At 66.6% G+C, this 24,129-nt stretch carries 24 protein-coding genes; 9 read left to right on the forward strand and 15 right to left on the reverse strand.

Annotation, left to right across the window (positions count from 1 at the left end; genetic code table 11):
* Nucleotide 1: 1 nt before the first annotated feature.
* Nucleotides 2–265, reverse strand: a complete 264-nt coding sequence (locus AB3M83_RS01375; RefSeq protein WP_412944578.1) for a DUF3253 domain-containing protein — start codon at nucleotides 263–265, stop codon at nucleotides 2–4.
* Between the two features lie 131 nt (nucleotides 266–396).
* Here AB3M83_RS01375 and AB3M83_RS01380 point away from each other — a divergent pair, with 131 nt between their 5' ends.
* On the forward strand, nucleotides 397–1,413 hold the full coding sequence (locus AB3M83_RS01380; protein ID WP_412944579.1) for a GmrSD restriction endonuclease domain-containing protein: 1,017 nt from the start codon (nucleotides 397–399) through the stop codon (nucleotides 1,411–1,413).
* Nucleotides 1,414–1,475: 62 nt separating this feature from the next.
* Nucleotides 1,476–2,792: an HNH endonuclease signature motif containing protein gene (locus AB3M83_RS01385; RefSeq protein ID WP_412944580.1), complete on the forward strand. Its 1,317-nt coding sequence runs from the start codon at nucleotides 1,476–1,478 to the stop codon at nucleotides 2,790–2,792.
* On the opposite strand, the gene AB3M83_RS01390 is transcribed toward AB3M83_RS01385, so the two are convergent.
* From AB3M83_RS01390 to AB3M83_RS01400, 3 genes are all read right to left on the reverse strand, one after another.
* Nucleotides 2,789–3,358, reverse strand: coding sequence for a dihydrofolate reductase family protein (locus AB3M83_RS01390; protein WP_412944581.1), 570 nt, complete (start codon nucleotides 3,356–3,358; stop codon nucleotides 2,789–2,791). The genes AB3M83_RS01385 and AB3M83_RS01390 overlap by 4 nt on opposite strands.
* Before the next feature lie 210 nt (nucleotides 3,359–3,568).
* On the reverse strand, nucleotides 3,569–4,555 hold the full coding sequence (locus AB3M83_RS01395) for an aldo/keto reductase (RefSeq protein WP_412944582.1): 987 nt from the start codon (nucleotides 4,553–4,555) through the stop codon (nucleotides 3,569–3,571).
* Between the two features lie 89 nt (nucleotides 4,556–4,644).
* Nucleotides 4,645–5,535, reverse strand: coding sequence for a helix-turn-helix domain-containing protein (locus tag AB3M83_RS01400; RefSeq protein ID WP_412944583.1), 891 nt, complete (start codon nucleotides 5,533–5,535; stop codon nucleotides 4,645–4,647).
* 146 nt (nucleotides 5,536–5,681) lie between these two features.
* Between AB3M83_RS01400 and AB3M83_RS01405 the strand changes: the two genes are divergently transcribed.
* Both AB3M83_RS01405 and AB3M83_RS01410 read left to right on the forward strand, forming a co-directional pair.
* The gene (locus AB3M83_RS01405) at nucleotides 5,682–6,536 is read left to right on the forward strand and encodes an aldo/keto reductase (protein WP_412944584.1); all 855 of its coding nucleotides are present in this window, start codon (nucleotides 5,682–5,684) and stop codon (nucleotides 6,534–6,536) included.
* Between the two features lie 2 nt (nucleotides 6,537–6,538).
* Nucleotides 6,539–7,219: a flavodoxin gene (locus AB3M83_RS01410; protein WP_412944585.1), complete on the forward strand. Its 681-nt coding sequence runs from the start codon at nucleotides 6,539–6,541 to the stop codon at nucleotides 7,217–7,219.
* Nucleotides 7,220–7,485: 266 nt separating this feature from the next.
* On the opposite strand, the gene AB3M83_RS01415 is transcribed toward AB3M83_RS01410, so the two are convergent.
* Together AB3M83_RS01415 and AB3M83_RS01420 are read right to left on the reverse strand one after the other, a co-directional pair.
* On the reverse strand, nucleotides 7,486–8,874 hold the full coding sequence (locus tag AB3M83_RS01415; protein WP_412944586.1) for a deoxyguanosinetriphosphate triphosphohydrolase family protein: 1,389 nt from the start codon (nucleotides 8,872–8,874) through the stop codon (nucleotides 7,486–7,488).
* Entirely contained in the window at nucleotides 8,871–9,077 is a 207-nt protein-coding gene (locus AB3M83_RS01420) for a hypothetical protein (RefSeq protein WP_412944587.1), read from the reverse strand. The genes AB3M83_RS01415 and AB3M83_RS01420 overlap by 4 nt, the downstream gene beginning before the upstream one ends.
* Nucleotides 9,078–9,322: 245 nt before the next feature.
* Here AB3M83_RS01420 and AB3M83_RS01425 point away from each other — a divergent pair, with 245 nt between their 5' ends.
* Together AB3M83_RS01425 and AB3M83_RS01430 are read left to right on the forward strand one after the other, a co-directional pair.
* Nucleotides 9,323–9,877, forward strand: coding sequence for a MerR family transcriptional regulator (locus AB3M83_RS01425; protein ID WP_412944588.1), 555 nt, complete (start codon nucleotides 9,323–9,325; stop codon nucleotides 9,875–9,877).
* An 83-nt stretch (nucleotides 9,878–9,960) separates the two neighbouring features.
* Nucleotides 9,961–10,245 (forward strand): helix-turn-helix transcriptional regulator, encoded by a 285-nt coding sequence (locus AB3M83_RS01430; protein WP_412944589.1) that lies wholly within the window; start codon nucleotides 9,961–9,963, stop codon nucleotides 10,243–10,245.
* A 115-nt stretch (nucleotides 10,246–10,360) separates the two neighbouring features.
* Here AB3M83_RS01430 and AB3M83_RS01435 read toward each other — a convergent pair whose 3' ends face one another.
* The 3 genes from AB3M83_RS01435 to AB3M83_RS01445 form a co-directional block, all read right to left on the reverse strand.
* Entirely contained in the window at nucleotides 10,361–11,023 is a 663-nt protein-coding gene (locus AB3M83_RS01435) for a hypothetical protein (protein ID WP_412944590.1), read from the reverse strand.
* On the reverse strand, nucleotides 11,020–11,904 hold the full coding sequence (locus AB3M83_RS01440; protein WP_412944591.1) for an ATP-grasp domain-containing protein: 885 nt from the start codon (nucleotides 11,902–11,904) through the stop codon (nucleotides 11,020–11,022). The genes AB3M83_RS01435 and AB3M83_RS01440 overlap by 4 nt, the downstream gene beginning before the upstream one ends.
* 891 nt (nucleotides 11,905–12,795) lie before the next feature.
* Nucleotides 12,796–13,653 carry a DUF4238 domain-containing protein gene (locus tag AB3M83_RS01445; RefSeq protein WP_412944592.1) on the reverse strand — a complete coding sequence of 286 codons (858 nt, stop codon included), beginning with the start codon at nucleotides 13,651–13,653 and terminating at the stop codon, nucleotides 12,796–12,798.
* Nucleotides 13,654–13,898: 245 nt separating this feature from the next.
* Here AB3M83_RS01445 and AB3M83_RS01450 point away from each other — a divergent pair, with 245 nt between their 5' ends.
* Nucleotides 13,899–15,533, forward strand: coding sequence for an SIR2 family protein (locus AB3M83_RS01450; protein ID WP_412944593.1), 1,635 nt, complete (start codon nucleotides 13,899–13,901; stop codon nucleotides 15,531–15,533).
* A 357-nt stretch (nucleotides 15,534–15,890) separates the two neighbouring features.
* Here the strand turns inward: AB3M83_RS01450 and dnaB are convergent, their stop codons facing one another.
* From dnaB to rpsF, 6 genes are all read right to left on the reverse strand, one after another.
* Nucleotides 15,891–17,261, reverse strand: a complete 1,371-nt coding sequence (gene dnaB, locus AB3M83_RS01455; protein WP_412944595.1) for a replicative DNA helicase — start codon at nucleotides 17,259–17,261, stop codon at nucleotides 15,891–15,893.
* 474 nt (nucleotides 17,262–17,735) lie between these two features.
* The gene (gene treS / locus AB3M83_RS01460; protein ID WP_412944597.1) at nucleotides 17,736–20,039 is read right to left on the reverse strand and encodes a maltose alpha-D-glucosyltransferase; all 2,304 of its coding nucleotides are present in this window, start codon (nucleotides 20,037–20,039) and stop codon (nucleotides 17,736–17,738) included.
* Between the two features lie 129 nt (nucleotides 20,040–20,168).
* On the reverse strand, nucleotides 20,169–20,621 hold the full coding sequence (rplI, locus tag AB3M83_RS01465) for a 50S ribosomal protein L9 (protein ID WP_412944599.1): 453 nt from the start codon (nucleotides 20,619–20,621) through the stop codon (nucleotides 20,169–20,171).
* A gap of 11 nt (nucleotides 20,622–20,632) precedes the next feature.
* Nucleotides 20,633–20,887, reverse strand: coding sequence for a 30S ribosomal protein S18 (gene rpsR / locus AB3M83_RS01470; RefSeq protein WP_005054609.1), 255 nt, complete (start codon nucleotides 20,885–20,887; stop codon nucleotides 20,633–20,635).
* 56 nt (nucleotides 20,888–20,943) lie between these two features.
* Nucleotides 20,944–21,465, reverse strand: coding sequence for a single-stranded DNA-binding protein (locus AB3M83_RS01475; protein WP_412944600.1), 522 nt, complete (start codon nucleotides 21,463–21,465; stop codon nucleotides 20,944–20,946).
* 5 nt (nucleotides 21,466–21,470) lie between these two features.
* Nucleotides 21,471–21,836: a 30S ribosomal protein S6 gene (rpsF, locus tag AB3M83_RS01480; RefSeq protein ID WP_412944602.1), complete on the reverse strand. Its 366-nt coding sequence runs from the start codon at nucleotides 21,834–21,836 to the stop codon at nucleotides 21,471–21,473.
* A gap of 166 nt (nucleotides 21,837–22,002) precedes the next feature.
* On the opposite strand from rpsF, the gene AB3M83_RS01485 reads away from it, so the two are divergent.
* Nucleotides 22,003–22,983 (forward strand): hypothetical protein, encoded by a 981-nt coding sequence (locus tag AB3M83_RS01485; protein ID WP_412944603.1) that lies wholly within the window; start codon nucleotides 22,003–22,005, stop codon nucleotides 22,981–22,983.
* Nucleotides 22,980–24,119: a hypothetical protein gene (locus AB3M83_RS01490; protein ID WP_412944604.1), complete on the forward strand. Its 1,140-nt coding sequence runs from the start codon at nucleotides 22,980–22,982 to the stop codon at nucleotides 24,117–24,119. Before AB3M83_RS01485 ends, AB3M83_RS01490 begins: the two co-directional genes overlap by 4 nt.
* Nucleotides 24,120–24,129: the final 10 nt, after the last annotated feature.

Genomic DNA, 24,129 nt, shown 5'->3' on the forward strand with positions numbered 1-24,129 from the left:
GTCAGCGGACGCGGCGGATGCGGATCGGCCCGCGCGCCGTCGCCGGGTCGACGACGGCACCGCCCTGCGTGACCTCGACCTCGCCGGCGTCGACCATGCGCCCAGCGGCACGTCGGGCGGGTTCCATGAGATCGCGCCAATCGTCGCCGCCGACCCGACGAGCGGCCTCGGAGGGGCAGATCGTCGAGGTGACCGCACGCGCGGCCAGCAGGTCACGGATGGCATCCGTCAGCTCATCGTCGAGAGGACCCGGGGTGTCGGACATGCTCCCAGTATCCGCCCGACGGCGACGGCGGGGCGGGAGGTGCCGGCCTCGGCGGGTTAGAGTCGCTGGTCGGCACGGGGAGAGTCGTGATGGCGCCCGACCAGGACCGCCACCGGCTCGAGGGGGATGACATGGGGCACCGAGCGACGCGAGCGCGCGCACCGAGGCGGCGACGCTTCCCGGCGAAGACGGCCGTGTGGACGACGCTCATCGCGGGGCTGCTGATCGCGGGGAGCCTCGCCACGGCACTCGACCCCGCCGGGCCGCAGTCCGAGGCGGCGACCCCGACGGTCGCGCCGACGCCGCCCCCGCCGCCGAGCTCGCCGACCGCTCGACCGGACGACGCGACGGCGTCTGAGCCCGCAGCATCCGCATCACCCACGCGGACGGCCTCGCCGCAGGCGGGTACCGCGCTGGCAACGCTCGGGACGCTCGAGGTGAGAGGGCGGGCACCGAGGACCGGCTACGACCGGGACGAGTTCGGCCAGCGGTGGCGGGACGTCGACCGCAACGGATGCGACACCCGGAACGACATCCTGGCGCGCGATCTGACCGACGTGGTGCGCGAGGGCCGATGCAGGGTCCGCAGCGGCGTCCTCGACGACCCGTTCACGGGTGAGACCATCGCCTTCCGGCGCGGGCAGGGCACGTCCGAGCTTGTGCAGATCGACCATGTCGTGGCGCTGTCGGATGCGTGGCAGAAGGGCGCGCAGCAGCTCACCGCGGTCCAGCGCGAGGCCTTCGCCAATGATCCCCTCAACCTCCTCGCCGTCGACGGTCCGGCCAACGCGCAGAAGGGCGATGGCGACGCAGCCACCTGGCTGCCGAGCAACAGGACGTTCCGCTGCGAGTATGTCGCGCGGCAGGTCTCGGTGAAGGCCGCCTACGAGCTGTGGGTCACGTCGGCCGAGCGGGACGCCATGGCGAGAGTGCTCGAGGGATGCCCCACGGCGCCCGCGCTCACCTCGGTGCGTGCGGACGCGGCAGCAGCGCCGGGGCACCCGCCGGCGGCACCCGGACCGGACGGGTCCGCGGGTTACGCGAACTGCACCGAGGTGCGGGCCGCCGGCGCGGCGCCGATCCTGTCGACGGACCCCGGATACTCGTCGCGCTTCGACGGCGACGGAGACGGCGTCGGCTGCGAATAGCGGACGTTTCCGCCTGTCGCCGGGCCCGGCGCGATGTCGGAGGGGGTGGTCAGAATAGGGGTATGGACGAAGCCGTTCCTCCCCTTCCCCACCGGGCACCCGGCGGCGCTGCGGGCGGGTCGGATCCGCGCATCGACGCGCTCGTGACGGCCGTCGCCGAGACACGGCGGACCATGGCGAGGCTGCAGGCAACCGAATCGCAGCTCCTGGCCGCGGCGTACGAGATCGCCGTCGATCAGATCGAGGACATGTCGTCTGCGGGCGACGCCGGACGGGACCTCCCGCTTCGGTCGATGGCGGCCCAGATCGCCGCCGCGACGCGGACGGCCGACCGCACGGTCGGCGCGCAGATGGCCGATGCCGCCCTCGCGAACCGGCTGATGCCGGCGACCCTCGCGGCCCTCGCCGCAGGCGAGATCTCGCAGAGCCACGTGCGGGCGATCGTGGCGGAGGGGCATCGCATCACCGACGCCGACGCGCGAGCAGCCTTCGAGGAAGCGGCCCTCGCCGTCGCCCGGCGCGAGACTCCGGGCCGCACCCGACCCGCCGTGCGGGCGCTCGCGCAGAGCTTCCATCTGCGCCCCTTCACGGAACGACACCGCGAAGCCCGCAGCCACCGGGACGTCTGGGTGCGCGACGTCGACGACGGCATGAGCGAGCTGACGGCACTGCTGCCGTCGCTTCTGGCCCACGGCATCCGCGACCGCGTCGGTGAGATGGCCAAAGCGGTGCGGGACGCTCGGCCCGCGGCGGGTGCGGATGAGGAGCACACCGACACCCGCACGATCGGCGAGATCCGCGCCGACGTCTTCGCGGATCTCGCCCTCACCGGCCATCCCGATGCCGCGACCAGTGCAGGATCGGTTCCGGAAGGCGAGGCGATCCGTGCGCACGTCCAGGTCGTCGTCCCGGCTGCCGCCCTCATCGGCGGCGAGACGCACGGAGAGCTCTTCGGGCGGGTGCCGATCGATGCGGCGACGGCGCGGCTGCTCTGCGGCGCGGCATCCGGTTGGGATCGACTCTTCACGCACCCCTTGAGCGGCGCCGTGCTCGCGGTCGATCGGTACCGGCCGAGTGATCAGCAGAGACGGATGCTGCGGGCGCGCGATGAGCACTGCAGATTCCCCGGCTGCCGCATGCCCACGCGGCGGTGCGACATCGACCATACGGTGGCCGCCGCCGATGACGGCGAGACGGCGGTCACGAATCTCGCGCACCTCTGCCGGCGACATCACACGCTGAAGCATCATTCCGCCTGGCGGGTGAGACAGCTCCCCGACGGGACGCTCGAATGGACCGCGCCGACCGGCCGCGTCCATCCGGATCGTCCGGCGCGCACCCTCGTCTTCACGGCCGCCGAAGACCCGCCGCCGTTCTAGGGCTGGTCCGGTCCGCGGACGCCGTAGCTCAGGAAGACCATCCCGTTCCCGAAGCGGCGCTCATCGCGGAGGTCCAGGTCGAGCCCGACGCCGTCGGGGAGGAAACGGATGCCGCCGCCCGCGACGACGGGAGCGACCAGCATCCGGTATTCGTCAACGAGTCCGGCCCGGATCGCCTGCGCGGCCAGGGTGGGGCCGTCGATCGACAGGTCGGCGTCGGACTCGGCCTTCATGCGAGCGATGTCGATGGGGTCGAAGTCGCGCACGAGACGGGTCCGCTCGCTGGCGACGGCGTCGAGTGTGCGGGAGAACACGACCTTCTCGGCCGCTCGCCACACGTCCGCGTAGGCGAGCGCGGACGGGTCCTGCTCGGGATCGAGGTGGGCGGTCTCCCAGCAGACCATCGTCTCGTACATGCGACGGCCGTACAGGTACGTGCCGATCCCCGCCGACTGCTCGGTGGCGAAGTCGTGCGTCTCGCGATCGATGCCCCAGTCGGACTGCCCGTCCGGCCCGGTGGCATAGCCGTCGAGCGACGTGACCATGAAGTAGATCAGCCTGCCCATACCGCGCAAGCTACACCCGCGGGTCGCCGAAGGTCATGTGAATCCCGCAGACAAATGTCCCGGCTGGACGGGTTGTACGGCCCTGCGTGTCCGCGATCGGCAGGTGGGATTCCGAGGAGAAGTGTCCCACATCGCACAGGCCTCAGTTGTCGTCGTGGCCGTGAGGATCGACGCGCGTCGTCAGCAGCCCACAGTGATGTTGCGTTGTCGTCAGAAGCCGCCGGCCTCGCGGACTGTGTAGTGCTCGGTGAGTGCGGTGTGCTCGTCGTGGGTGAGGTCGATGTCGAGGGCTGCGGCTGCGTCGTCGATGTGGCAGGGCTTGGTCGCGCCGATGATGGGGGCGGTGACGACGGGGTTGCTGAGCACCCAGGCCATCGCGATCTGCGCCATCGGGACGCCGCGTGTCTCTGCGATGCGCTGCACGGCGTCGATGACGGGGCGGTCGCGTTCGGTGTCGGCGAAGAAGCTGTTGCCCACGGGATCGTCGGAGGAACGTTGGGTCTGTTCTCCGGCGGGGCGGGCGACGCGGCCCTTGGCGAGCGGGCTGTAGGGGATGCTGCCGACGCCCTGGTCGGCAAGCAGGCCGAACATCTCGCGCTCTTCTTCGCGGTAGAGGAGGGAGTACTGGTCCTGCATGGACACGAATCGGGTCCAGCCGTGCAGGTCCGCGGCGTGCTGCATGTTGGCGAACTGCCACGTCCACATCGCGGACGCGCCGAGGTAACGGGCCTTACCGGCCTTCACGACGTCGTGGAGTGCTTCCATCGTCTCCTCGATCGGAGTCTCGGGGTCGAAGCGGTGGATCTGGTAGAGGTCGACGTAGTCGGTGCCGAGGCGGGTCAGGGATGCGTCGATCTGCTGCATGATCGCCTTCCGCGACAGGCCGGCTACGCTCAGGCCGGGACCGGTGCCGGGCTTGTCGGAGAAGTGGGCCTTGGTGGCGAGGACGATCTCGTCGCGGTTGGTGAACTGCCGGAGTGCCTCACCGACGATGCGCTCGGAGTCGCCGTAGGAGTAGACGTTGGCGGTGTCCCAGAAGGTGATGCCGAGGTCGAGGGCCTGTCGGAAGTACGGCAGCGCGTCATCTTTGGGGAGGGACCACTGTAGGTGGCCGCTGGAGGGGTCACCGAAGCTCATGCAGCCGAGCGCGATGCGGCTGACCTTGAGGCCGGAGTTACCGAGGCGGGTGTACTTCACGGGTCGATCCTTTCGATGGGCACGACGACGTCGGCCGGTGCGGCTGGAGTGTCGAGCGGGTGCAGTGACACGGGGGGTGAGCGCCGCGGCTACTGGGTCTTGGTGGGTGCCGTGGTCGGGCCGTTGCTGGCAGCCCAGCTGGCGAGGACTCGGAGACGTTCTTCGGAGACCGAGGCGGGCTCGGTGACGTAGGTGATGATCGTGATGTCCGGTTCGCTGGCGAGGGTGAGCGCTTCCCCGGTGACCTCGATTTCTCCAACCGTGGGGTTGTGCAGCGTCTTCGTGGCGCTGGTGTGCAGGCGCACGTTGTGGGAGGACCACCAGGTACGGAACGGGTCGCTACGGGTGGTGAGCTCACCGATGAGGTCGGTGAGGGACCGGTCGAAGGGGGTGCGGCCGGCTTCTATGCGGAACGCCGCGACCATGTCGCGGGCGACTCGCTCCCAGTCGGCGTAGAACTCCTGCGATGACGGGTCGAGGAAGAGGTACCGGGCGAGGTTCGCCGGTTCGTTGCCGTTGGGGACCAGGCCCGGCATGAGGGCGGCGCCGAGCTGGTTCATCGCGATGATGTCGGTGCGGCCGTTCCGGGCGTACGCGGGCAGCCCGTTCATTCCCTCGAGGATGCGCTGCACCCGGTTGCTGGCACGGAACCGGGCGGAGGCGCGCTTGGGCGCGGGTCGCGTCAGGGCGTGCTCGGCGTTCGCGGCCCGGGCAAGGTCGAACAAATGCTGCTCTTCCGATCCGTCGAGCTGCAGCGCTCGTGCGACGGCGTAGAGGACGGATTCGGAGACGCCGGCGAGCCTGCCGCGTTCCATCCGGTTGTAGTACTCGGCGCTGACCCCGGCCAGGGTGGCGACCTCCTCACGTCGCAGGCCCTTCACGCGCCGACCGGTCGTTGAGACGGTGAGCCCAGCCGCTTCCGGCGTGACGCGGTCGCGACGGGTGCGAAGGAAGTCGCTCGCTTCGGTTCCGGTGTCCATGGCGGTAAGCGTAGGTCGGGGCCGGCGCGGGGAACCAGACACTGCCAGTACACCTAACGCCACTGCCTGTTCCATATCGAGAGACCGCTGTTCCATGGGAACACCGGCAGATTGCCACCGCTTTCGCTTCTTGGAAGGAACGCTCAATGAGCACCATCCCCACCGTCACCCTGAACACAGGCGCGACGATGCCGCAGCTCGGCTTCGGCGTGTTCCAGATCCCCGCCGACGAGACGGAGCAGGCCGTCACCGACGCGATCAAGGCCGGCTACCGCCTCATCGACACCGCAGCCTCCTACGGCAACGAGGAAGCCGTCGGCCGCGGCATCGCCGCCAGCGGCGTGCCCCGCGAGGAACTGTTCATCACCTCGAAGCTGTGGATTCAGCGCCGCGGCGAGGAAGGTGCCCGCGAAGCGATCACCACGTCTCTGCAGAAGCTCGGCTTGGACTACCTCGACCTGTACCTGATCCACCAGCCGTTTGGCGACTACTACGGCGAGTGGCGTGCGCTCGAGCAGGCCCACAAGGACGGCCGGCTCCGGGCGATCGGTGTCTCCAACTTCGCCCCTGACCGTCTGGTGGACCTCATCGCGTTCGCCGACGTCGTGCCCGCGGTGAACCAAATGGAGACGAACCCGTTCCATCAGCAGGTCGACTACCAGGAACTGCTGCACGCCGAGGGCGTGCAGCTCGAAGCGTGGGCGCCATTCGCTGAGGGCAAGAACGATCTGTTCTCCAACCCGATCCTGACAGAGATCGGTGACGCGCACGGCAGGTCCGTCGCACAGGTCGTTCTCCGCTGGCTGGTCCAGCGCGGTGTCGTCGTCGTGTCCAAGTCTGTCAAGCCCCAGCGCATGCAGCAGAACCTCGACGTCCTCGACTTCGAGCTCACCGACGAGCAGATGGCGAAGATCGCCGAGCTCGAGGCGGGCAAGTCGCAGTTCTTCTCCCACGTCGACCCCGACATGGTCCGCTGGCTCACCGGCCGCGCCGAATCGTGAGCATGCCCGTCCCGCAGCCCACCCGCAGGCAACTCCTGCGAACCGCCGCGGCCGGCGCCATCAGCGCCGCCGCGGCAGGGCTGCTGGCCGCCTGCACCACCCCCGAGACCGGAGGCCGCCCCGTGACCACGCCCGCCACCCCCGCGCCCAGCAGCCCGGTAGCGACGTTGCTGGTCTTTTTTTCCCGCCCCGGAGAGAACTACTGGAACGGCGGCCGCCGCACCCTCGACGTCGGCAACACCGAGATCCTCGGGAATCTGATCCGCGACCAGATCGACTGCGACGTGTTCCGAATCGAGGCCGCCGAGGCGTACTCGGATCGCTACGACCCCACCGTCGCCCGCAACGTCGATGAGCAGAACAGCGACGCCCGCCCCGCGATCGCAGACGCCCTTCCCGACCTGAGCCCGTACGACCGGGTCCTGATCGGCAGCCCGATCTGGAACGAGCAGCCGCCGATGATCATGGCGACCTTCGCCGAACGCGCGGACCTCACAGGCAAGGACGTCTACCCGTTCGTCACGTACGCCGTCAGCGGCCTTGGCAACACCGAGTCTTTCTACCGTGAACTGAACACCGGGGCCACGCTCCACGACGGTTTCGCCGTCCGTGGGGAAGACGTCCGCGACAGCGGCACGTCAGCCACAGTCGAGCAGTGGCTCCGCAGCGACAACCTGATCTGATCCGCCCGCAACTGCAAGAGCCCAAGAAGACCCTCCGGGACATGTGATCTCGGAATCGGACATGCTCAGCGGGACTTCATGTAGGAACCGCTTGGAGATGTCCACGCCGCCCTAGCAGTTCCGAGGTGCGACGACCTAGATGTCCGTGTCGCCCAGCGCTGTCGCGAACTCGACTTGTCCAGTTCGACCTCGAACGTCCCTAACGACGACCCCCTGGCATGTTTCTGAGCAGCTATAGGAGAGCCGCTCGCATCCGCTCCTAGCCCTTAGAGATGGCCATGGGACGGGCGCCCAACCAGTACCGAGTGCTGGTAGTAGGCATCCTCGTCACTCAGCGAGGAGATGAAGTCCGTGAGCCCTCGGTACACGCATTCGCGCAATTTGTACGTCGCGCCGGGATTGGCGCGAGTGCGGTCGATGTAGACCCGCAGGTTGTACGGCAGCCGACGCACAAGTTGCTCATCCGGGTGATCGCCATCGTCGACACGATAGGCAGTGAGTGCGACCGGCTCTAGTACTTCAAAGAGCTCTCGAACGATGCGCTGCTGGCCGATCTGAATACTCGCTAGACGGGGCCCATCGATCACGTGGAACCAAATGAGTTGCTTAACAAGCGCGTTCAGCTTGTCCTGAACCTGTTCACGATCGAGCCCGTCCTCGGAAACGCTTGTCGCATCGATGAACTGCGTGAGCATTGTGCTTCGCACCATGTCGAGGACGGCGTGATCTTCATCGGTTCCGGCGTAGGCCGTCTTGGGCATGAATGTAAGGAGGTTTTCAAAGGCGCTAACGATGTCGTCCTCGAGCGGCCCGAGCGCCTCCGGCTTCGACGCATACTCGATGAAGCGCTTGAGTGTGTCCGACTTTGGCTTGTAGTCCGCCAAGGGTATGTGGCCCGACCGATAGAAGTCCTCGATGTCATGCACTGCGTACGAGATGTCGTCGGCCCAGTCCATCACTTGCGCATCCAGCGACTGCGCGATTGGGTCATCGGCGTATGCGACCTCCGGGTCCTGTCCTGTTACCTCGAAGAGGACCTCGGCGTCGCAGTCGTACGCACCCCACTTGCGGGGCTTGGTGAGATTCTCCCCGCGCAGCCACGGATACTTCGTCACAGCTCGAAGACTCCGGTATGTCAGATCTAGACCGGGCGAATCCGCGCCACGGTGGGTTGCCAACCGCGTCAGAATCCGAAACGACTGAGCATTACCTTCGAAGCCGTCTTCGAGCCTGCATTTCGTACAGGGGCTAGTGACGCGCTGCGAATACGGGCGCGCAGCCTTTCGGTGCGACGAGCATGTGAGCAACGTATTCAACTCCGCCTCGGCGGCATGCCCGAAAGGAGGGTGCCCGAGGTCATGAGATAGGCAGGCAGCGGCGATCGCACTCGGATCGAGGCCACTGTCGCTGCCCTCATGAGACAACTTCGAAACGATGGAGAGTCCTACCTGCTCCACCTTCAGACTGTGCGTCAGCCGGTTGTGGAGGATCAGTTCAGGCCGACCAAGAGCGACCTGCGTTACGCCGCCCAACCTGCGGAACGACTCGCTGTAGAGGACTCGATCGCGGTCCCGATGAGATGGACTGCGGTGAGATGGATCTATCTCGCTCCGACCCGACCGACGCTTGTCGTCCGCACCGAACGAAGCGGTCAAGGAACTCGGACCGTGTAACGCGGTGTGAGTGCCAGCTTCTGTGCGTCGATGAGGCCGTAGAGGACTCGACGAGCATCCTCGAAGGTGAGATTCCTGGTCTCGACAAGCTCCTCAACCAAGGCCTCGGTTCCAACTTCGTCCGCGCCATGGTGAATCTCGTCTAGAAGCTGTCGGGCGTCGAGCGCCTCAATGACATCTGCCACTTCAACCCCATCTGTAACAGTGGTCCCACAGTAGGTCCGACACTATCTCGCGATCCTGCGTGTCATCCTTGCGAGAGGGTACGACATGCCTATCATGTCGCGCTTCTCCCGCGGCCGCGGTGCGACCAACCATAACCTGACCTGGTCCCGTTCGCCAGATCGAAGCGATCGCTGGGCACGACTCAAGGATCCCATGGCTAAACGCAAACCTGGTGATTGCTGTTAGCGCGTCCTAGAGTCGAGGAATGGCCGGTGACCAGCGAGGTATGGCGACCCCCGAGGTTGTCGCGCTGTGCGGCGTTCCGGCCTCAACGCTGGCGAGCTGGGTAGCGCGTGGGTTGTGCCAGCCGAGCCTCGCCGACTCGGGCGGTCGGCGTCGCGCCACCCAGTACTGGTCCACACGAGACATCGTGATGGTACGCACCATCCGCACACTGCGAGATGCCGGTTGTCCCCTCGGGGTGCTCGAGAAAGCAAGCGAAGTCCTCCGAGACGACTGGGACTCCGACCTCGCCAACGCAGTGCTGTGGTGGGATGGTGCCGATGTCGTGACGGTGACGCCTGCGGGGGAAGTGGTGAGCCTCGTGACTCAACGCGGACAAGGGCTTTTTGCCGACGTAGCCGTAGTTCACGTCTCGTGCCCGATCGCTGCTTGGTCACAGCAGATCGATGGATTGCTGAGAAACCGCCCTCCGACCCCCGTCGGCGAGATTCAGCAGAGACGAGAGGCGGCTGCTGTTGCGCGCGCGAAGGCTCAGGCATCGCCTGGGGACACCGACCCGCTGTCGGCAGCTATCTAACCGAACGAGACAACCCTCGCGCACAAGCAGGATGCCATACCGACTAGGCCGTACCTTCATGGCCTAGTCGGAACGCTGGGCTGGTGGCGAAGCGCACCAGACCCGAAGACGAGGCCTGGACCGACTACGCCGCTGAGCTCGCCACCAACCTCCGCCGCCTTCGCGCCGAGGCGAGACTCAGCCAGGAGGACGTCGCCTACCGCTCGGGGCTGACGCGCTATACGTACCAGAAGTACGAGAAGGGCGAGTCGAAGCCGGGGACGCCGGCGAACCCGACGATCCGCACCCTGCGGGCGATGTCGCAGGTGCTGGGCGTCGCACTCACGGACATCCTTCCGGCGGATGTACCGGACCTACGACTCCGCTGACCTCGAACACTCGAGCCAGCTCGTCGCGAACCAGTTCTCGACCATGTACGCGCGGCTCTAGAACCAGGGATGGTCCGCGGGTAGCGCGGACCACGCGGAGATCGAGCCCCGGAGGTTACGAAAGAGATTGTCCGCCCAGCGGTGCGCAAGCGGCGAAGATGTTAACCACGACCGGCGCGACGGGATCTTGGAGGGGGATGATCCACGAGACGGCATGAGCTGCTGCGAGCACTGCGAGGCCTAGCAGCGCGATCAGAAAACCGTCGCGGAACACCGTGACTAACGCTCGCCGTGTTTGTGACGTCACTTCGATCGCTGATAGATACTGGCGAAGCTCCTCGCGCTGCGCGTCTTTGAGCTCCGCGAAACTCTTCGGCTCAACAGTGCCCAGCACTTTCTTCGACACCGCCACGCCTCCGAAGATGAGGACCGAGAATGCCGTGGTCGCGATTCCCACCGCGCACAATACGAGCGGCCAGGGCGATTGCTCAGAAACCTTCCATAGACGTTCGAACCCCCCAGCGCTGAGCCCCGCGACCGCGATGATTGCGGTGAGTGCAAACTCCGAGCGCCGCCGGACAGATTCAATGCCATCTGACTCGAACTTCAGTCTTTCGCGCAGTAGATCCCGAGCGATTGCAAGGTTCCGCTTGTGTGCGCGCTCGACCCACCCTTGATCGGGCGGCGCCGCCTGCGGTACCAGGACTTTTCTGCCCAGAAAGAGTCCAGCTACTGCACTCAGGACCATGCGAACTTCGAAGCGGAGCTCTTCCGTCATTGCAGCTGCACCAATTGTTGCGCGATCGCACTGGCCACCGCTGCGCCTATGGTCTCGGGCAGGAAGAGCCATTGCCCGGCGGGGTTCACATCCAGGAGGGTGGCTTGGCCGTCCTTAGTCTCGACCCAGTCTTGACTTGAGTAGCCGAGGCCGAGCCTTTTCGCGATCGCGACAGAGCCGTCCTGGACGAGGTGTGGCACGTCTTGCACTTCTTCGAACGCCGAATGATTGACTAAGACTTCTCGCCAGTCGACCGGCGCCGTCCTCTCGACGTTCAGTGCCCCAACCCAAACCCGATCCGCTACCGTCACGACACGGAGGTGCCGCGAGGCGTGCAGGCGCTCTTGGACAATGAACGGCGCCAGTGTCAGTGCGTGTAATCGATCATCGTTGGGCATCATCGCTTCGGCGTAGACCGTGTGGGTTTGTCCGCCCGCCAAAAACTGGCCACTGCCGAGCGGCTTCACAACGATCTCGTCGTCGAACGAACGCGCAACTTCTTCCCAGCTTGATGTGAGCAGCGTGCGGGGGTGCGGGATGCCTAGCTCTACCGCGGTCGTCCACTGCGTCAGCTTCGACTCGGCGAGGCTGAGCGCGCGCGGCGCTGTGATCCAGTTGAATTTGGCCGAATCGATAAGCCACGAGAATGCCGAGTACCACGTTCCAAGTTCGAGCGCTTCTAGCGAACCGGTAGCAACCGCGAGCCCCCAATCTGCGCGATGGACTCGTCGTATCCACCCGGCGCGCGCCTGGCCGAAATCGACCGAACGGCCCTCGACCCTGACGGTTCGAGCGTCATTGCTTATCGACAGGCCTCCGTCCGCTATCGACTCGAGATCGACGACTATGGGCTCAACGTCGTGATCGATTAGCGCTTCCACGACCGCCCCAACATGCGGATCGCTCCTATGGCCCACTATGAGCGGAGCGTGGCCAGTCAACCTGCCGGGCGTTCGGTCAAGAGGACGTGCTTGACCGAGTCATCGGTGTCGGAGGTCTCGATGGACTCGGTGAGAGTGGCGGTGTAGCGCCCATCCGGGGCCGCTGCTCTCTGCGTGCGCGCGAGCCCCGAAAAGAGCGAGCGCGCCTCGACCTGATCGGGCATCAACTGCGGAGGCCAGAGAAGAGCGTGGTGCCGTACCCGAAGCCGTGGTCAGAGGTTTCAATCGTCGCCGTCAAGGTGGAGGGCTTCGGTCGAGGACGGGGCTCAGGTTCTGGGCGCTGGGGATCGACCGCGAGCAGTTCGAACAGAGATGCAGACATTGTCTAAGTGCCCCTTACTGATCAGCGAGAGTCGGCTATTCGGACTCTACCGCGCGTTTCAGCATCGAGCACGTCCGTCGCTACCGGCACACACCGTTGTTGGATCGTGTGCTGTGTTGATCGGCTCGGCCTACTCGGAGCACTTTGGGACTGAAGTCGCCTCCTTCTGGTTCGCGCTCAGCGCCGCGACCGGTCTCGCCGTTGTCCACATCGGAAGTCGCTGCCTCCAGTAACACCCGCGGTTACGAGCCAACGGTCCGTTGGCCGGTGCTCACGATCGCGGGCATCGCACGTGCAGCGGGGCAAAAGACGATGCGTGTGGCCTGATGGGGATCGTGAGACGGAGCTACTGCACATCGGATCCTCTGCAATCACGGAGGATCCGCAACACATCCAGGGTGAGCCTCGGAAGTACTGCGCGGCCCACACCGGCACCACCGGTGATATACATTGGCCTGCGCTGTATCGGAGTGTGCCCGTTGGGACCCTCTCGGCGTATCGCCGCTCCGTCAGTCTTGTCTCGCCCGAGAATCAGGGATGTGCTCGAACCGGGTCCAGACGTCGATTGAGCTGGGTAGGCCCGTTCCGCTGGGCGCGGGCTGACCAGACCACATCTCGGCCACGAATCCTTCGATGATGGGCGCCTCCGGGGTATCGACGACGACGGTCGACTCCATCGCCACCTTCATCCGGAGAATCTGCCCAATCTGGATTGCTTCTTCGTCATCCGGCAGTTGACGTCCAAACACGATCAGTGCGTCACAAGACACTGGCATCGCTACGTAGGATCGCAGCGTCTCAGCGTCGGGATGCAGCGAGATGGCGTGGACACCGGCGTCCCCTAGCAACAGTGGCCCCACGTGCAGGACCTGCATTTGTGGGGGTAACAACCGCGCGGATATTGGCAGGAATTGCAGTCGCGCCTCCTTAAGTTGCTCACGGTCCATCACAGTCGCAAGATTCGAGAGAGCATCAAGTGCTCCGTCCGAGTCGCCCCAGTGCGCTGGGTTCGGCACCATCATCGCGTTTCCACCAGGAAGCCCATTCTTTGCCATGGCCGACCCTCGCAGCGCGGGGTACCGGTCGTGCATAAGCACGGCGTACTCCCGGACGGCACGCCAGTCATCATCCGTCGGTGGACCGGCCGCGCCAATCAGTTGAGGCAGCGCTCTTGCAAAGCTGTTCTCCACTTTTCCGTAGGCCGCCTCGAGGAGGGGGTTGTTGAGCCCTTGCTCCGCAGCAATTGCCTTGCCGACATCTAAGACCTTGGGCTTGCTCCCCCCGCGCCTCAAGACCGTGACTCGATTATCGATTGCCCACTGGCGCATGTGTACCCGGCTGATGTAGTGGTCATGAGGTATCGCCATTCAAGCCGTTCTTTCTGTTCTCGTCACGGAGTCGAAGTCTGCAAGGTGCACACCATACGCCGCTCGGCACTCGATGTGTCACGGGCGATCCGCAATCGGGCGATGTTCGTGGGACCCTCCGCTACGTGCATCGGAAGAGGAGGGCGAGCGGAGAACGCGTGCCACCTGCACCGGCGACATGCTGCAGGGTGCGGCGAGGGCGTCCCGTCGTCGTCGCGCCCCGAACCCCTGACAAGATGTGTGACATGGCCTTCGCCGACGATCTCGTTGCACACCTTTCGCGCGTTCCCGCGGCGCCCTTTCTGTTTGTTGGGAGCGGATTCTCGCGACGGTATGTGAATGCCGACGATTGGGGCGATCTCCTACGGCGCTTCGCGGACCTGACAGGAAAGCCCTACGAGCGCTACTACTCAAAGGCAAGCGGCAACTACCCTCAGATCGCGTCGCTCATTGCCGAGGACTTCCACGACGTGTGGTGGGACGACGCGGCGTACGCCCACAGTCGTACGGCCAACCCAGCACCGCGAGGCGATTCCTCTCCCCTGAAGATCGAGATCTCCTCCTACTTTGCGCAGGCGCCTTCACGTCTGCCCGCCGATGGACCCCTTCGCGATGAGCTCGAGCTGCTGAAGAAGGCGACGATCGAGGGAATCATCACGACGAACTTCGATCCCCTGCTTGAGACACTATTCGAGGAGTATTCGGTCTTCTCGGGCCAGGATGAGTTGCTCTTCCACGAACCGCAGGGTGTGGGCGAGATCTACAAGATCCACGGGAGCTGCGACGACCCAGAGTCGATCGTGATCACTGCAGAGGACTACGCCCGTCTTGATGAGCGCAACGTTTACCTCGCCGCGAAACTGCTGACGACCTTCGTCGAGCATCCAGTCATCTTCATTGGATATTCGCTCACTGACACGGACGTGCAGCGAGTGCTCACGAACATCGCGCACGTCCTAACAACTGAAAACCTGAGCAAGCTGCAAGACCGGCTTATCTTCGTACAGTGGGATCCGAACGCGCCCGAGCCTGCCCTCATCTCGAGCCCCTTCGCCGCGGACGGCATGGCCATTCCCATGCTGCGGGCGACCGTGCGTGACTTCGAAGAGCTATTCACAGCACTCGGCAGCCTCCGGCGGCGCTTCCCCGTCAAGTTCCTCCGCCAACTAAAGGAACAGGTATACGAACTCGTGCAGACGAGTAAGCCGACAGGGACGCTTTACGTGTCCGACCTCGATGCAGACACCGACACGTCGCAGGTCGACGTGGTCATCGGCGTCGGCGTGAAGAATCGTCTGGCGCAGCAGGGGATCGTTGGTATCGAGCGTCAGGAGTTGCAGACTGACCTTCTGCAACCATTCCTTCCCTTCGATGACAAAGAATCGATGGCCGCCATCGTGACGGGGGCGCTGCCACGTCACCTCCGCAACCGTGCCAACACTCCGATCTACCGTTACCTGCGAGGCGCAGGCATGCTCAACGACGACGGCACCATCCGCGACGATGTGACAGTCCCAAAACCGGTTCGCGATCGAGTGGCTGCGGCCACCTCACCCTTGCGGTCCCCGGGGAGCTACATTCGACGAGCCGCAGAGCACGTCGCGGAAGCCGGTGACTTCAAGACGTTGGTATCAACAAGGACCACAGATGAAGTCCTGTTCGCCGCCGCTCACATGGACCTCAACCGAATTCAGGCAGAGGACTTGCGAAAGTTCCTATTGGGTACGCGCGACGAAGCCATGGAAGGCAACTCGTTGCAGGCCGCGCAGTGGGGCAAGTGCCTCTGCCTTTACGACTACCTCGTGTACCGCCACTTGCCGAGCAGAGTTGCGAGTGCTGCGAGCGCAGCGGCGACAGGGAGCGGTGTCGCAAACTCTTGAGCAATATCGAGCGCGTCTGACGCGCTCATGCATGCTCGGATACCGGTCGCCCAGCGTGCCATGCAGGAGATGCGGCGTCGACGAGCGGTGCGCGTTAAGCCTGTCCAACTCGACGCCCGTTGACCGTGCCCTGAACGCGCACGCGAGCGCCCTCCTTGATGAGTTCCTAGGAACGAGGCCCATCTTCACCAACTGGCCCGAAGGCGAAGCGCTCGTCCCCCACCTGTGGTCGACGCCGTCTCGGCGTGGAGGCCACACCCACAGGCTTCAATCGCCGAAATGTCCATATGGACGACGCGTGGACATTTCGCACGCGAAATGGACATTTCAAGAAAATACCTACACTTCACGAAAAGGTCAGTCCATCCCCACGGCCATGTCGGTGAAGCGGGAGAAGTGACCCTGGAACGCGACGGTCACGGTGTCGGTGGGACCGTTTCGGTGCTTCGCCACGATCAGGTCGGCCTCACCCGCGCGCGGGCTGTCCTTCTCGTACGCGGACTCGCGGTGCAGCAGGATGACCATGTCGGCATCCTGCTCGATCGATCCCGATTCACGCAGGTCGCTGATCGCCGGCTTCTTGTCCGCGCGCTGCTCGGGACCACGGTTCAGCTGCGACAGCGCGATGACCGGGACGCCGATCTCCTTCGCGAGCAGCTTGAGCGCACGCGAGAACTCCGACACCTCCTGCTGACGCGACTCGACGCGCTTGCCGCTCGTCATGAGCTGGAGGTAGTCGATCACGACCATCTCGAGGCCGACCCGCTGCTTGAGGCGGCGGCACTTCGCGCGGATCTCGACGAGCGTCATGTTCGGGCTGTCATCGATGTACAGCGGAGCGTCGTTGATGCGGCCACGCGTCGCGGCGATCGTCGTCCAGTCCCGCGAGTCGAGCATGCCCTTGCGCATGCTCTGCAGGGGCACCGCGCCCTCGGCGCTCATGAGGCGCATGGCGATCTCGCTGCGCCCCATCTCGAGCGAGAAGAAGACGGTCGGGCGGTTGTGCTTGATCGCGGCGGCGCGCGCGAAGTCGAGCGCGAGCGTCGACTTGCCCATGGCGGGTCGGGCGGCGACGACGATCATCTGGCCGCCGTGCAGACCGTTGGTGAGCTGGTCGAGGCCCGCGAAGCCCGTCGGGATGCCGGTCATCTGACCGTCACGGCCTCGAGCCGCCTCGATCTCCTCGACGGCGGCGTCGACCGCGACCTGCAGCGGGACGTAGTCCTCGGACTGCTCCGCGCCGGTGACCGAGTAGATCTCCGCCTGCGCGTTGTTGACCAGGTCGAGCGCCTCACCCTGCCCGTTGTAGCCCATCTGGACGATGCGGGTGCCGGCCTCGACGAGGCGACGCAGCAGGGCCCGTTCGCTGACGATCGACGCGTAGTACCCGGCGTTGGCCGCCGTCGGGACGATCGAGGTGAGCGAGTGCAGGTAGTCGGCGCCACCGGAACGCTGCAGGTCGCCCGTCTTGATCAGCTCGTCCGTGACCGCGACGACGTCGGTCGGCTCGCCGTGGGAGTACAGCGTCAGGATCGCTTCGAAGATCAGCTCGTGCTTGGGAACGTAGAAGTCCGGACCGCGGAGCGTCTCGATCACGTCGGCAACGGCGTCCTTCGACAGCAGCATGCCGCCGAGGGCGCTCTGCTCCGCGAGGAGGTCGTGGGGCGGGGTGCGCTCCGGCTCGCGGCGTCCGCCGATGCGGTCGTCCGAAAGATCCGCGATCGACATCGAGCCCCTCTTCCCCGGCCCGCTGGAAGGCCACCCGCAACGTTATGGAGGGGGTCGGACACCTGCAAACGGGCCTGTGGATAACTCTGTGGACAGATTGCGCAAAACGCCGTCCACCCTGTGAACAGTCCCTGTGGAGAACTTGGGAATACCGTCATTCCGAACTCGACGTAAACGGCCTTGGTCAGGACTTTTACTTCCCACAGCCTGTGGATGGCGAATGTGGTTAAAGTCGCGCTTGAAGGTTCGGCATCCGGTGGAACACATGTGCAAAAGTCCGCCGATGTCAAATGAGAATTCACGCGCGGCGCGTCGCCTGTCCTGGCGCCGATCGCCGAGCACCTGCGGCCGCAGCGGCAGCGGATCGCCGGTGCCGCACACCCGCCGGCCGTCACGTACGAATACGCGCGCCGGCCGTCGCCTGATCGCGCCGATGGACGGCGTGATGGCGACGACCGGCGAGGTCCGCGGAGGTCAGGCCTGGGGGCGGATGATCGGCATGGTGCGGGTGATCGGGTGCGCCTCGGACTCGGGGTCGGGCGGGGTCAGCAGCAGGAAGCGCCCCTGGTACGGTCCGAGCCGGAGCGGGAAGCTCTGCAGGTCGTCCACCCTCGCCACGGTCTCGCCGGTCTCGGCGTCGGTGACCTCGCTGCGCGGCAGCAGGCACTCCGAGCGGACCGTGCCGTCGATGCTCTCGGCCGAGAAGTTCAGCACCGTGATCTGGATCGGCGCGTCGGCCAGCGTTCGGTCGCCACCATCGAGCCGGTGCACGAGGACGAGCATGCTCGGGTGCGCGACGGCGGGCACGTCGACCTGAGACGCCACCGCGATGCCGTGCTCCCGCCGGACATCGAGGAGTCCGCTCAGGCGCCGGGCGAACGAGTCCGGGTTCTCCAGCTGTGCCGGAAGAGGGCCGTAGAGCGCCCGTGCCCGCGGCATTCCGGCAGCCGACCGGGTCGCGTCGGGATCGACGTCGAGCAGGTCGTGTGCGCCGCGCTCGATCCAGCGGGTGTCCCCCGAGGAGATGAGCGAGCGGACCTCGTCCGCCGGCAGGGTGAGCGCGCCGGTCAGGTCCCAGCCCGAGAGCGCGAAGACCCCCGGCTGCCACGCGTTGTACTTCGCCAGCAGGATGTGGGCGTCGCGGATCGCGGGCATGTCCTCCGACGTGATGTCCTCGAGGCGCTGCTTGCCCTGCGTCGCGGCGATGAGGGATGCCGTCGTGCAGGCGATGCCGTTCTGGGTGAACGTGAGGTTGTAGTCCGCGTCGACCGTCAGCACCTGCGTCAGCTCAGCCCGCACCAGCTGTGCGAGCTCGCCTCCGGTGATCTCCTCGTGCCGGAACGGATAGACGTCGTCGCGATGCGTCGTGGCCCAGTGCACGAGCTCGTAGGTGAGCTCATCGTGGTTCTGCATGCCGTGCACGAGCTGAGCCGGCTCGACGCCGAGCTCGAGCGACGTCATCAGGGTGAGACGGAGGAACTCGGTGTCGCCGGTCGCGAGGGCGTGGTGGTAGCCGGGACGGGTCACGAAGTCGTAAGACAGGTCGGCGCCCACCGCGCCGGTGTCGCGGATGTCCTCCATCGTCAGGTTCAGCTCCTGGAACGTGAACCCGCCGACCTTCCGGACCATCCCCGCGATGATGTGGTTCGCCGCCTGCGACAGCGGGTGGCCCTCCGACCAGGCCGGCAGGCCCTCCGCGCTCTTCTCGACGCCGAGGAAGCCGTTGGCGTCCAGTCGCAGGGCGCTCGTGCCGAGGTCGCCGAGCGAGTGCAGGGCATCGCCGATGACGAGCCGCATGCCCGAGAACGTCGGGTCGAGCCAGTTGATGGACGGCTGGCCCTCCTTGAAGTAGTGCAGGTATACCCAGCGACGCTCGACGCCATCGGTGCCGATGACGGGAGCCGTCGCGCTCCAGTTCGTCTCCTTCACGCCCGGCGTGTAGAAGATCACGCGCTGCAGCTCGCCGATGATGTAGCCGCGCTCGCTGAGTTCCCGCTCGCCGTCGGCGTCGAGGTTGACCGAATCGCGCCCCTCGGGGACGTCGGGCAGCAGCTTCCAGTCCTCGGGCGGGATCTCGATCATGTGGTAGATCCCGGGATAGTCCTTGTACGCCATCTCCGCCAGGCGGAAGTCGGCACCCTTGCCGGTGTGCCCGGGGACGATGTCGTCGATGACGCTGCCGCCGTGCGCGTCGGCGACGTCGGCGAGGCGGCGGAACGCCGACTCGTCGCCGAACTCCGGGTCGATCTGCGTGCTGATGCGGTCGAAGTGGCCGTCCACGCTCGGCGTCTGCGACCAGCCCGAGATGCCGCCCGCGCGCTTCACGGGGCCGGTGTGGACGCCGGTGATGCCGATCGCCTCGAAGGCCGCCCACAGCTCGTCGTGACCGAGCGCGTCGAGGAACATCTCGCCGGGACGCGTGATGAGCGAGATCGGGTAGGCCGTGAACCACACGTCCGTCGTCTCGATGGCCCGACGGGCGTCCGGGCGCGCATAGGGATTGCGCCACATCGACGGCTGCCCCGACAGCTGGCGCGCGAGCACGTCGGCATCCTTCAGCATCGACTGGCGGACGAGCCATTCGACGTAGGCGGGGTTCGTGGCGGTCGCGGTACGCGGATCCGCGGCGAACCGCCGCAGCGCGCCGCTGCGCAGCTGATCGCGCGGCCGAAGCCGTCGCGGGCGCGCGGGGTACCGCTGCTCGTCGTAACTGATCTCGCTCGGATCGTGCTCGCCCGGCTCACTCACAGCGGTGTCCTCCTCCGATCCCGTGGACACGACGATAGTCGGAGCGACGACCGGGTGCGCAGACCTTGACCCCACGACGTCACTGGCATAGAGGCGGACCTGAAACGACGGATGCCGCGAACCCGAAGGTCCGCGGCATCCGTTCGTGCGTCGCCGGGATTACTTGGCGGCGACCACCTGCAGCGTGATGACGGCGGTGAGGTCGTCACGGAGGCGAACGGTCGCCTCGTGCTCGCCCACGGCCTTGATCGGCGAGGTGATGTGGATCTTGCGCTTGTCGAGGTCACCGAGACCCGCAGCCTTGACGGCGTCGGCGACATCGGCGGGCTTGACCGAGCCGAAGAGACGTCCCTCGGCACCGGCCGTGACGGCCAGCTTCACGGTGTTCGACTCGAGCGTGTTCTTGAGCGCCACAGCCTCTTCGTGGTCGTGGATCGCGCGCGACTCGCGGGCGGCGCGGATCGACGCCACCTGCTTCTCGCCACCGCGGGTCCAGGAGACCGCGAAGCCCTGGGGGATGAGGTAGTTGCGGGCGTACCCGTTCTTGACCTCGATGACGTCACCGGCGCTACCCAGCCCGGCGACCTCGTTCGTGAGAATCAGCTTTGCCATGTCGTTGCCCCTTAACGGCCAGCGCCGGCGTAGGGCAGGAGCGCCATTTCACGCGCGTTCTTGATCGCCTTGGCGATCAGACGCTGCTCCTGCACCGAGACTCCGGTGATACGACGGGCGCGGATCTTTCCACGCTCCGAGATGAACTTGCGAAGCGTCGCGACGTCCTTGTAGTCGATGACGCCGACGCGGATCGCCTTCGCGGGAGCGGCGTTCTTCGCGCCCTTCCGCGGCTTGCGGCGATCGCCGGTTGCCTTTCCAGCCATGTGTCTTCCTTAAGAGAGTTGTGTCGGATGCCGCACCGCGGCCTCCGCAATTCGAATCAGAACGGGGTGTCGTCGCCGTAGCTCGTCCCGGGCGCGCTCCAGGCGTCAGGAGCGGAGGTCCCGGGCGTCGCCCAGGGCTCGTCCTGCTGCACCTGCGGGCGCGACTGCTGCTGACCGCCGCCGAAGCTGCCGCCGCCACCGCTGTTGCCGCTGGAGGCGGCGCGGGTGACCTGGGCAGTGGCGTAGCGGAGCGAGGGGCCGATCTCGTCGACCTCCAGCTCGATCGCCGTGCGGTTGTTGCCTTCGCGGTCCTGGTAGGAGCGCTGCTTCAGACGGCCGGTCGCGACGACCCGCATGCCCTTGGTCAGCGAGCCGGCCACGTGCTCAGCGAACTCGCGCCAGACCGACGCGCGCATGAACAGCGCTTCGCCGTCCTTCCACTCGTTCGCCTGACGGTCGAAGCTGCGGGGCGTCGACGCGATCGTGAAGTTCGCGACGGGCAGGCCGTTCTGCGTGTAGCGCAGCTCGGGGTCTGCCGTGAGGTTTCCCACGACCGTGATGATGGTCTCGCCGGCCATGAGCCTTACGCCTTCGCAGCCTTGCGGGCAGCCTTGGCCTCGGCCCGGACCTTCTCGGCGGCGACCTGAGCGATCGCCTCCTCGGCACGGAGGACCTTGGTGCGCATGATCTGCTCGTTCAGCTTCAGCTGACGGTCGAGCTCCTGCGTGGCTTCGCTGGTTCCGGTGAAGTTGACGACGGCGTAGATGCCCTCGTTCTTCTTCTGGATCTCGTACGCGAGACGGCGCTTGCCCCAGACGTCGACGTTGTCGATCGAGCCACCATCAGCGGTGATGACCTTCAGGAATCCATCGAGCTTGGGGGCGACCTGGCGCTCGTCGATCTCGGGGTCGAGGATGACCATGAGTTCGTACTGGTGGATGTGCGTCACTAACCCACCTCCTTCGGACTAGAACGGATGCCGGGCGGTTCCCGGCATCAGGAGGGTTGATGCACGTGCCCGTACTGATTGCGCATGGGCGCAGACGGACAACCACAACAGTCTAGCGGATGCCGCCTCCGCTCGCGATCCGGACCTCCCCGGTAGCGTGGCCGTCATGGAGTGGACCGCGGACGTCTCTGCCGGCGACTGGCTGCGCGAGCGCATCGACGACCCGTGGCGCGGCACGATGCACGACGTCGTGCCCCGCGGCTTCGCCGCGTACGCGCGCGTGTTCCATCCGTCATCCGTGCAGGGGATTCCCGGCGAGCGGATGCCGTCGCTCGCAGCGTGGCGGGAGATGGACTGGCAGCAGCACGAGCCGCTGATGGCACGCATCCAGGAGCGGCCCGCCCGCTGGAGCGAGGCCGCCGACGCGTTCGGCACGGTCTTCCACCCCACGGCGCAGTGGGACCGCCTCGTCCGCGCCGGCGACCGCGGCGCGCAGGTCGAGTCGGCGGACGGGCGCTGGTGGAACGCGCCGATGGACGGCACGCTCCCGTCCGACACGGTCCCGGTGCTCGCCGAGCACCTCGCCGCCCACACGAGCGCTCCCCACGACGGGTACGTGGCGCTGTGGGAGGGCCACGGCGGACTCGTCGGCCACCTCGGTGTCGGACCTTCGCGCACCTTTTTCCAGCCCGGCGACCCGCACGACCCGGCACTGCAGCGCCACAACGAGATGCTCGGGAGGTCGGTCCGCGACGTGTGGAACAACGTGTTCCGCAAGTCCACGTGGCAGGACGGCCTGCTGTCGCGGGAGATCTCCGAAGGGCCGCGCTTCGCGCTGCCCGGCCGCAGCCACGTCCTCTTCCGCGGCGGGGTCGCGGACCTCGCTCGGCCCGACTGGGTGCTGCACGTCCCGTGGCGGGACCGGATCGCCGAGGGCCACGGCTTCGACCCGGCCGCCATCAGTCCCGGCATCCTGTGGCCGGACGACCGAGCCTGGGTCCTCGTCACGGATGTGGATCACGACTCGACGATCGTCGGCGGTCCGGCCGAGCTGGTCGCGGCGCTCGTCGCGGATCCGCGGCTCGAGGCGGTCGAGGTCGCCGAGGGCATCGCGCTGACGGACGACGCGGACGAGATCAACCGATGAGCTCCTCGTTCGACCCGCGCCCGCTCACCGAGCCCGTCGACCGGGCGACGGTGCGGGCTCACCGCCGGCAGCTGATCGCGTCGGGTCGCGCGCCGCGCGGCCAGGGCGCCGGCATCGTGATCGCCGTCGTCGTGATCCTGGTCGTCGGCTTCGTCTTCCTCAACGTCGTCGGCGGCGTGATCGCCACGCTGGCGTCCGGCGGGCGCGGCGGAGCGCTCGTCGTCCTCGGAGTGCTCGCCGTCGTCGCGGTCGGCGTCGTGGTCGGCGTCGTCGCGCTCGTCCGCGGTTCCGGCGCGCGCTGGTACCGCCTCGACCGCTTCGCCGCGGCCAACGGGATGACCTGGTTCCCCCGCGCACCGAACCCGCCCCTGCCCGGGATGATCTTCGGCGTGGGCAGCTCGCGCGCGGCATCCGATGTCCTCCGCGGCGACACGCCGCGGTTCGTGGAGTTCGCCAACTACCGCTATACGACGGGGTCCGGCAAGAACCGGACGACGCACCGGTGGGGCTACGTCGCGATCAAGCTGGCCTCGCCGCTGCCGCACATCGTGCTGGATGCCGAGGGCAACAACGGCCTGTTCGGGTCCAACCTGCCGCGGGTGTTCGACCGCGACCAGCGGCTCAGCCTCGAGGGCGACTTCGACCGCCACTTCGCGCTGTACTGTCCGGCCGGCTACGAGCAGGACGCCCTCTATCTCTTCACGCCCGACATCATGGCGCGCTTCATCGACCATGCGGCGCAGCTCGACGTCGAGATCGTGGACGACTGGCTGTTCCTCTACGCCAAGCGCGACTTCTCGACCCTGGATCCGGCGACGTGGGCGTGGCTCTTCTCCGTCGTCGGCGCGCTGCTCGACAAGCTCGGCCAGTGGGAGCGGTGGCGCGACGACCGGCTCGCGTCGGCCTCCCTGGCGGCCGGTGCCGCTCCCGACGCCGCGCGTCCCGCCACCGCGGGAGCGGGTGCGGCGTCCCTTCCGTTCGCGGCGCCGCTCGACGCGTTCCGGCCGCCCGCGGGGGTCGCCCCGCAGGGCCGGCGTCTGCAGGGCGGCGTGGCGTGGCCGGCGATCATCGCGGTGGGCGTCGTGGCCGTCGTCGTCTTCTCGTTCCAGGCGGGATTCTTCGGTCTGCTGCGCTGAGCTGTCGGCG

Origin of the sequence: Microbacterium pasadenense, from assembly GCF_047246565.1 — a bacterium.
In the GTDB taxonomy this organism is placed as follows: Bacteria; Actinomycetota; Actinomycetes; order Actinomycetales; family Microbacteriaceae; genus Microbacterium.

Coding starts and splice junctions, on each gene's coding strand:
- AB3M83_RS01375 (WP_412944578.1), bottom strand. CDS start 265: ATGTCCGACACCCCGGGTCCTCTCGACGATGAGCTGACGGATGCCATC.
- AB3M83_RS01475 (WP_412944600.1), bottom strand. CDS start 21,465: ATGGCCGGCGAGACCATCATCACGGTCGTGGGAAACCTCACGGCAGAC.
- AB3M83_RS01490 (WP_412944604.1), top strand. CDS start 22,980: ATGAGCTCCTCGTTCGACCCGCGCCCGCTCACCGAGCCCGTCGACCGG.
- AB3M83_RS01450 (WP_412944593.1), top strand. CDS start 13,899: ATGGCCTTCGCCGACGATCTCGTTGCACACCTTTCGCGCGTTCCCGCG.
- AB3M83_RS01385 (WP_412944580.1), top strand. CDS start 1,476: ATGGACGAAGCCGTTCCTCCCCTTCCCCACCGGGCACCCGGCGGCGCT.
- rplI (WP_412944599.1), bottom strand. CDS start 20,621: ATGGCAAAGCTGATTCTCACGAACGAGGTCGCCGGGCTGGGTAGCGCC.
- AB3M83_RS01390 (WP_412944581.1), bottom strand. CDS start 3,358: ATGGGCAGGCTGATCTACTTCATGGTCACGTCGCTCGACGGCTATGCC.
- AB3M83_RS01405 (WP_412944584.1), top strand. CDS start 5,682: ATGAGCACCATCCCCACCGTCACCCTGAACACAGGCGCGACGATGCCG.
- AB3M83_RS01410 (WP_412944585.1), top strand. CDS start 6,539: ATGCCCGTCCCGCAGCCCACCCGCAGGCAACTCCTGCGAACCGCCGCG.
- dnaB (WP_412944595.1), bottom strand. CDS start 17,261: ATGTCGATCGCGGATCTTTCGGACGACCGCATCGGCGGACGCCGCGAG.
- AB3M83_RS01435 (WP_412944590.1), bottom strand. CDS start 11,023: ATGACGGAAGAGCTCCGCTTCGAAGTTCGCATGGTCCTGAGTGCAGTA.
- AB3M83_RS01400 (WP_412944583.1), bottom strand. CDS start 5,535: ATGGACACCGGAACCGAAGCGAGCGACTTCCTTCGCACCCGTCGCGAC.
- AB3M83_RS01485 (WP_412944603.1), top strand. CDS start 22,003: ATGGAGTGGACCGCGGACGTCTCTGCCGGCGACTGGCTGCGCGAGCGC.
- AB3M83_RS01445 (WP_412944592.1), bottom strand. CDS start 13,653: ATGGCGATACCTCATGACCACTACATCAGCCGGGTACACATGCGCCAG.
- AB3M83_RS01425 (WP_412944588.1), top strand. CDS start 9,323: ATGGCCGGTGACCAGCGAGGTATGGCGACCCCCGAGGTTGTCGCGCTG.
- AB3M83_RS01380 (WP_412944579.1), top strand. CDS start 397: ATGGGGCACCGAGCGACGCGAGCGCGCGCACCGAGGCGGCGACGCTTC.
- rpsR (WP_005054609.1), bottom strand. CDS start 20,887: ATGGCTGGAAAGGCAACCGGCGATCGCCGCAAGCCGCGGAAGGGCGCG.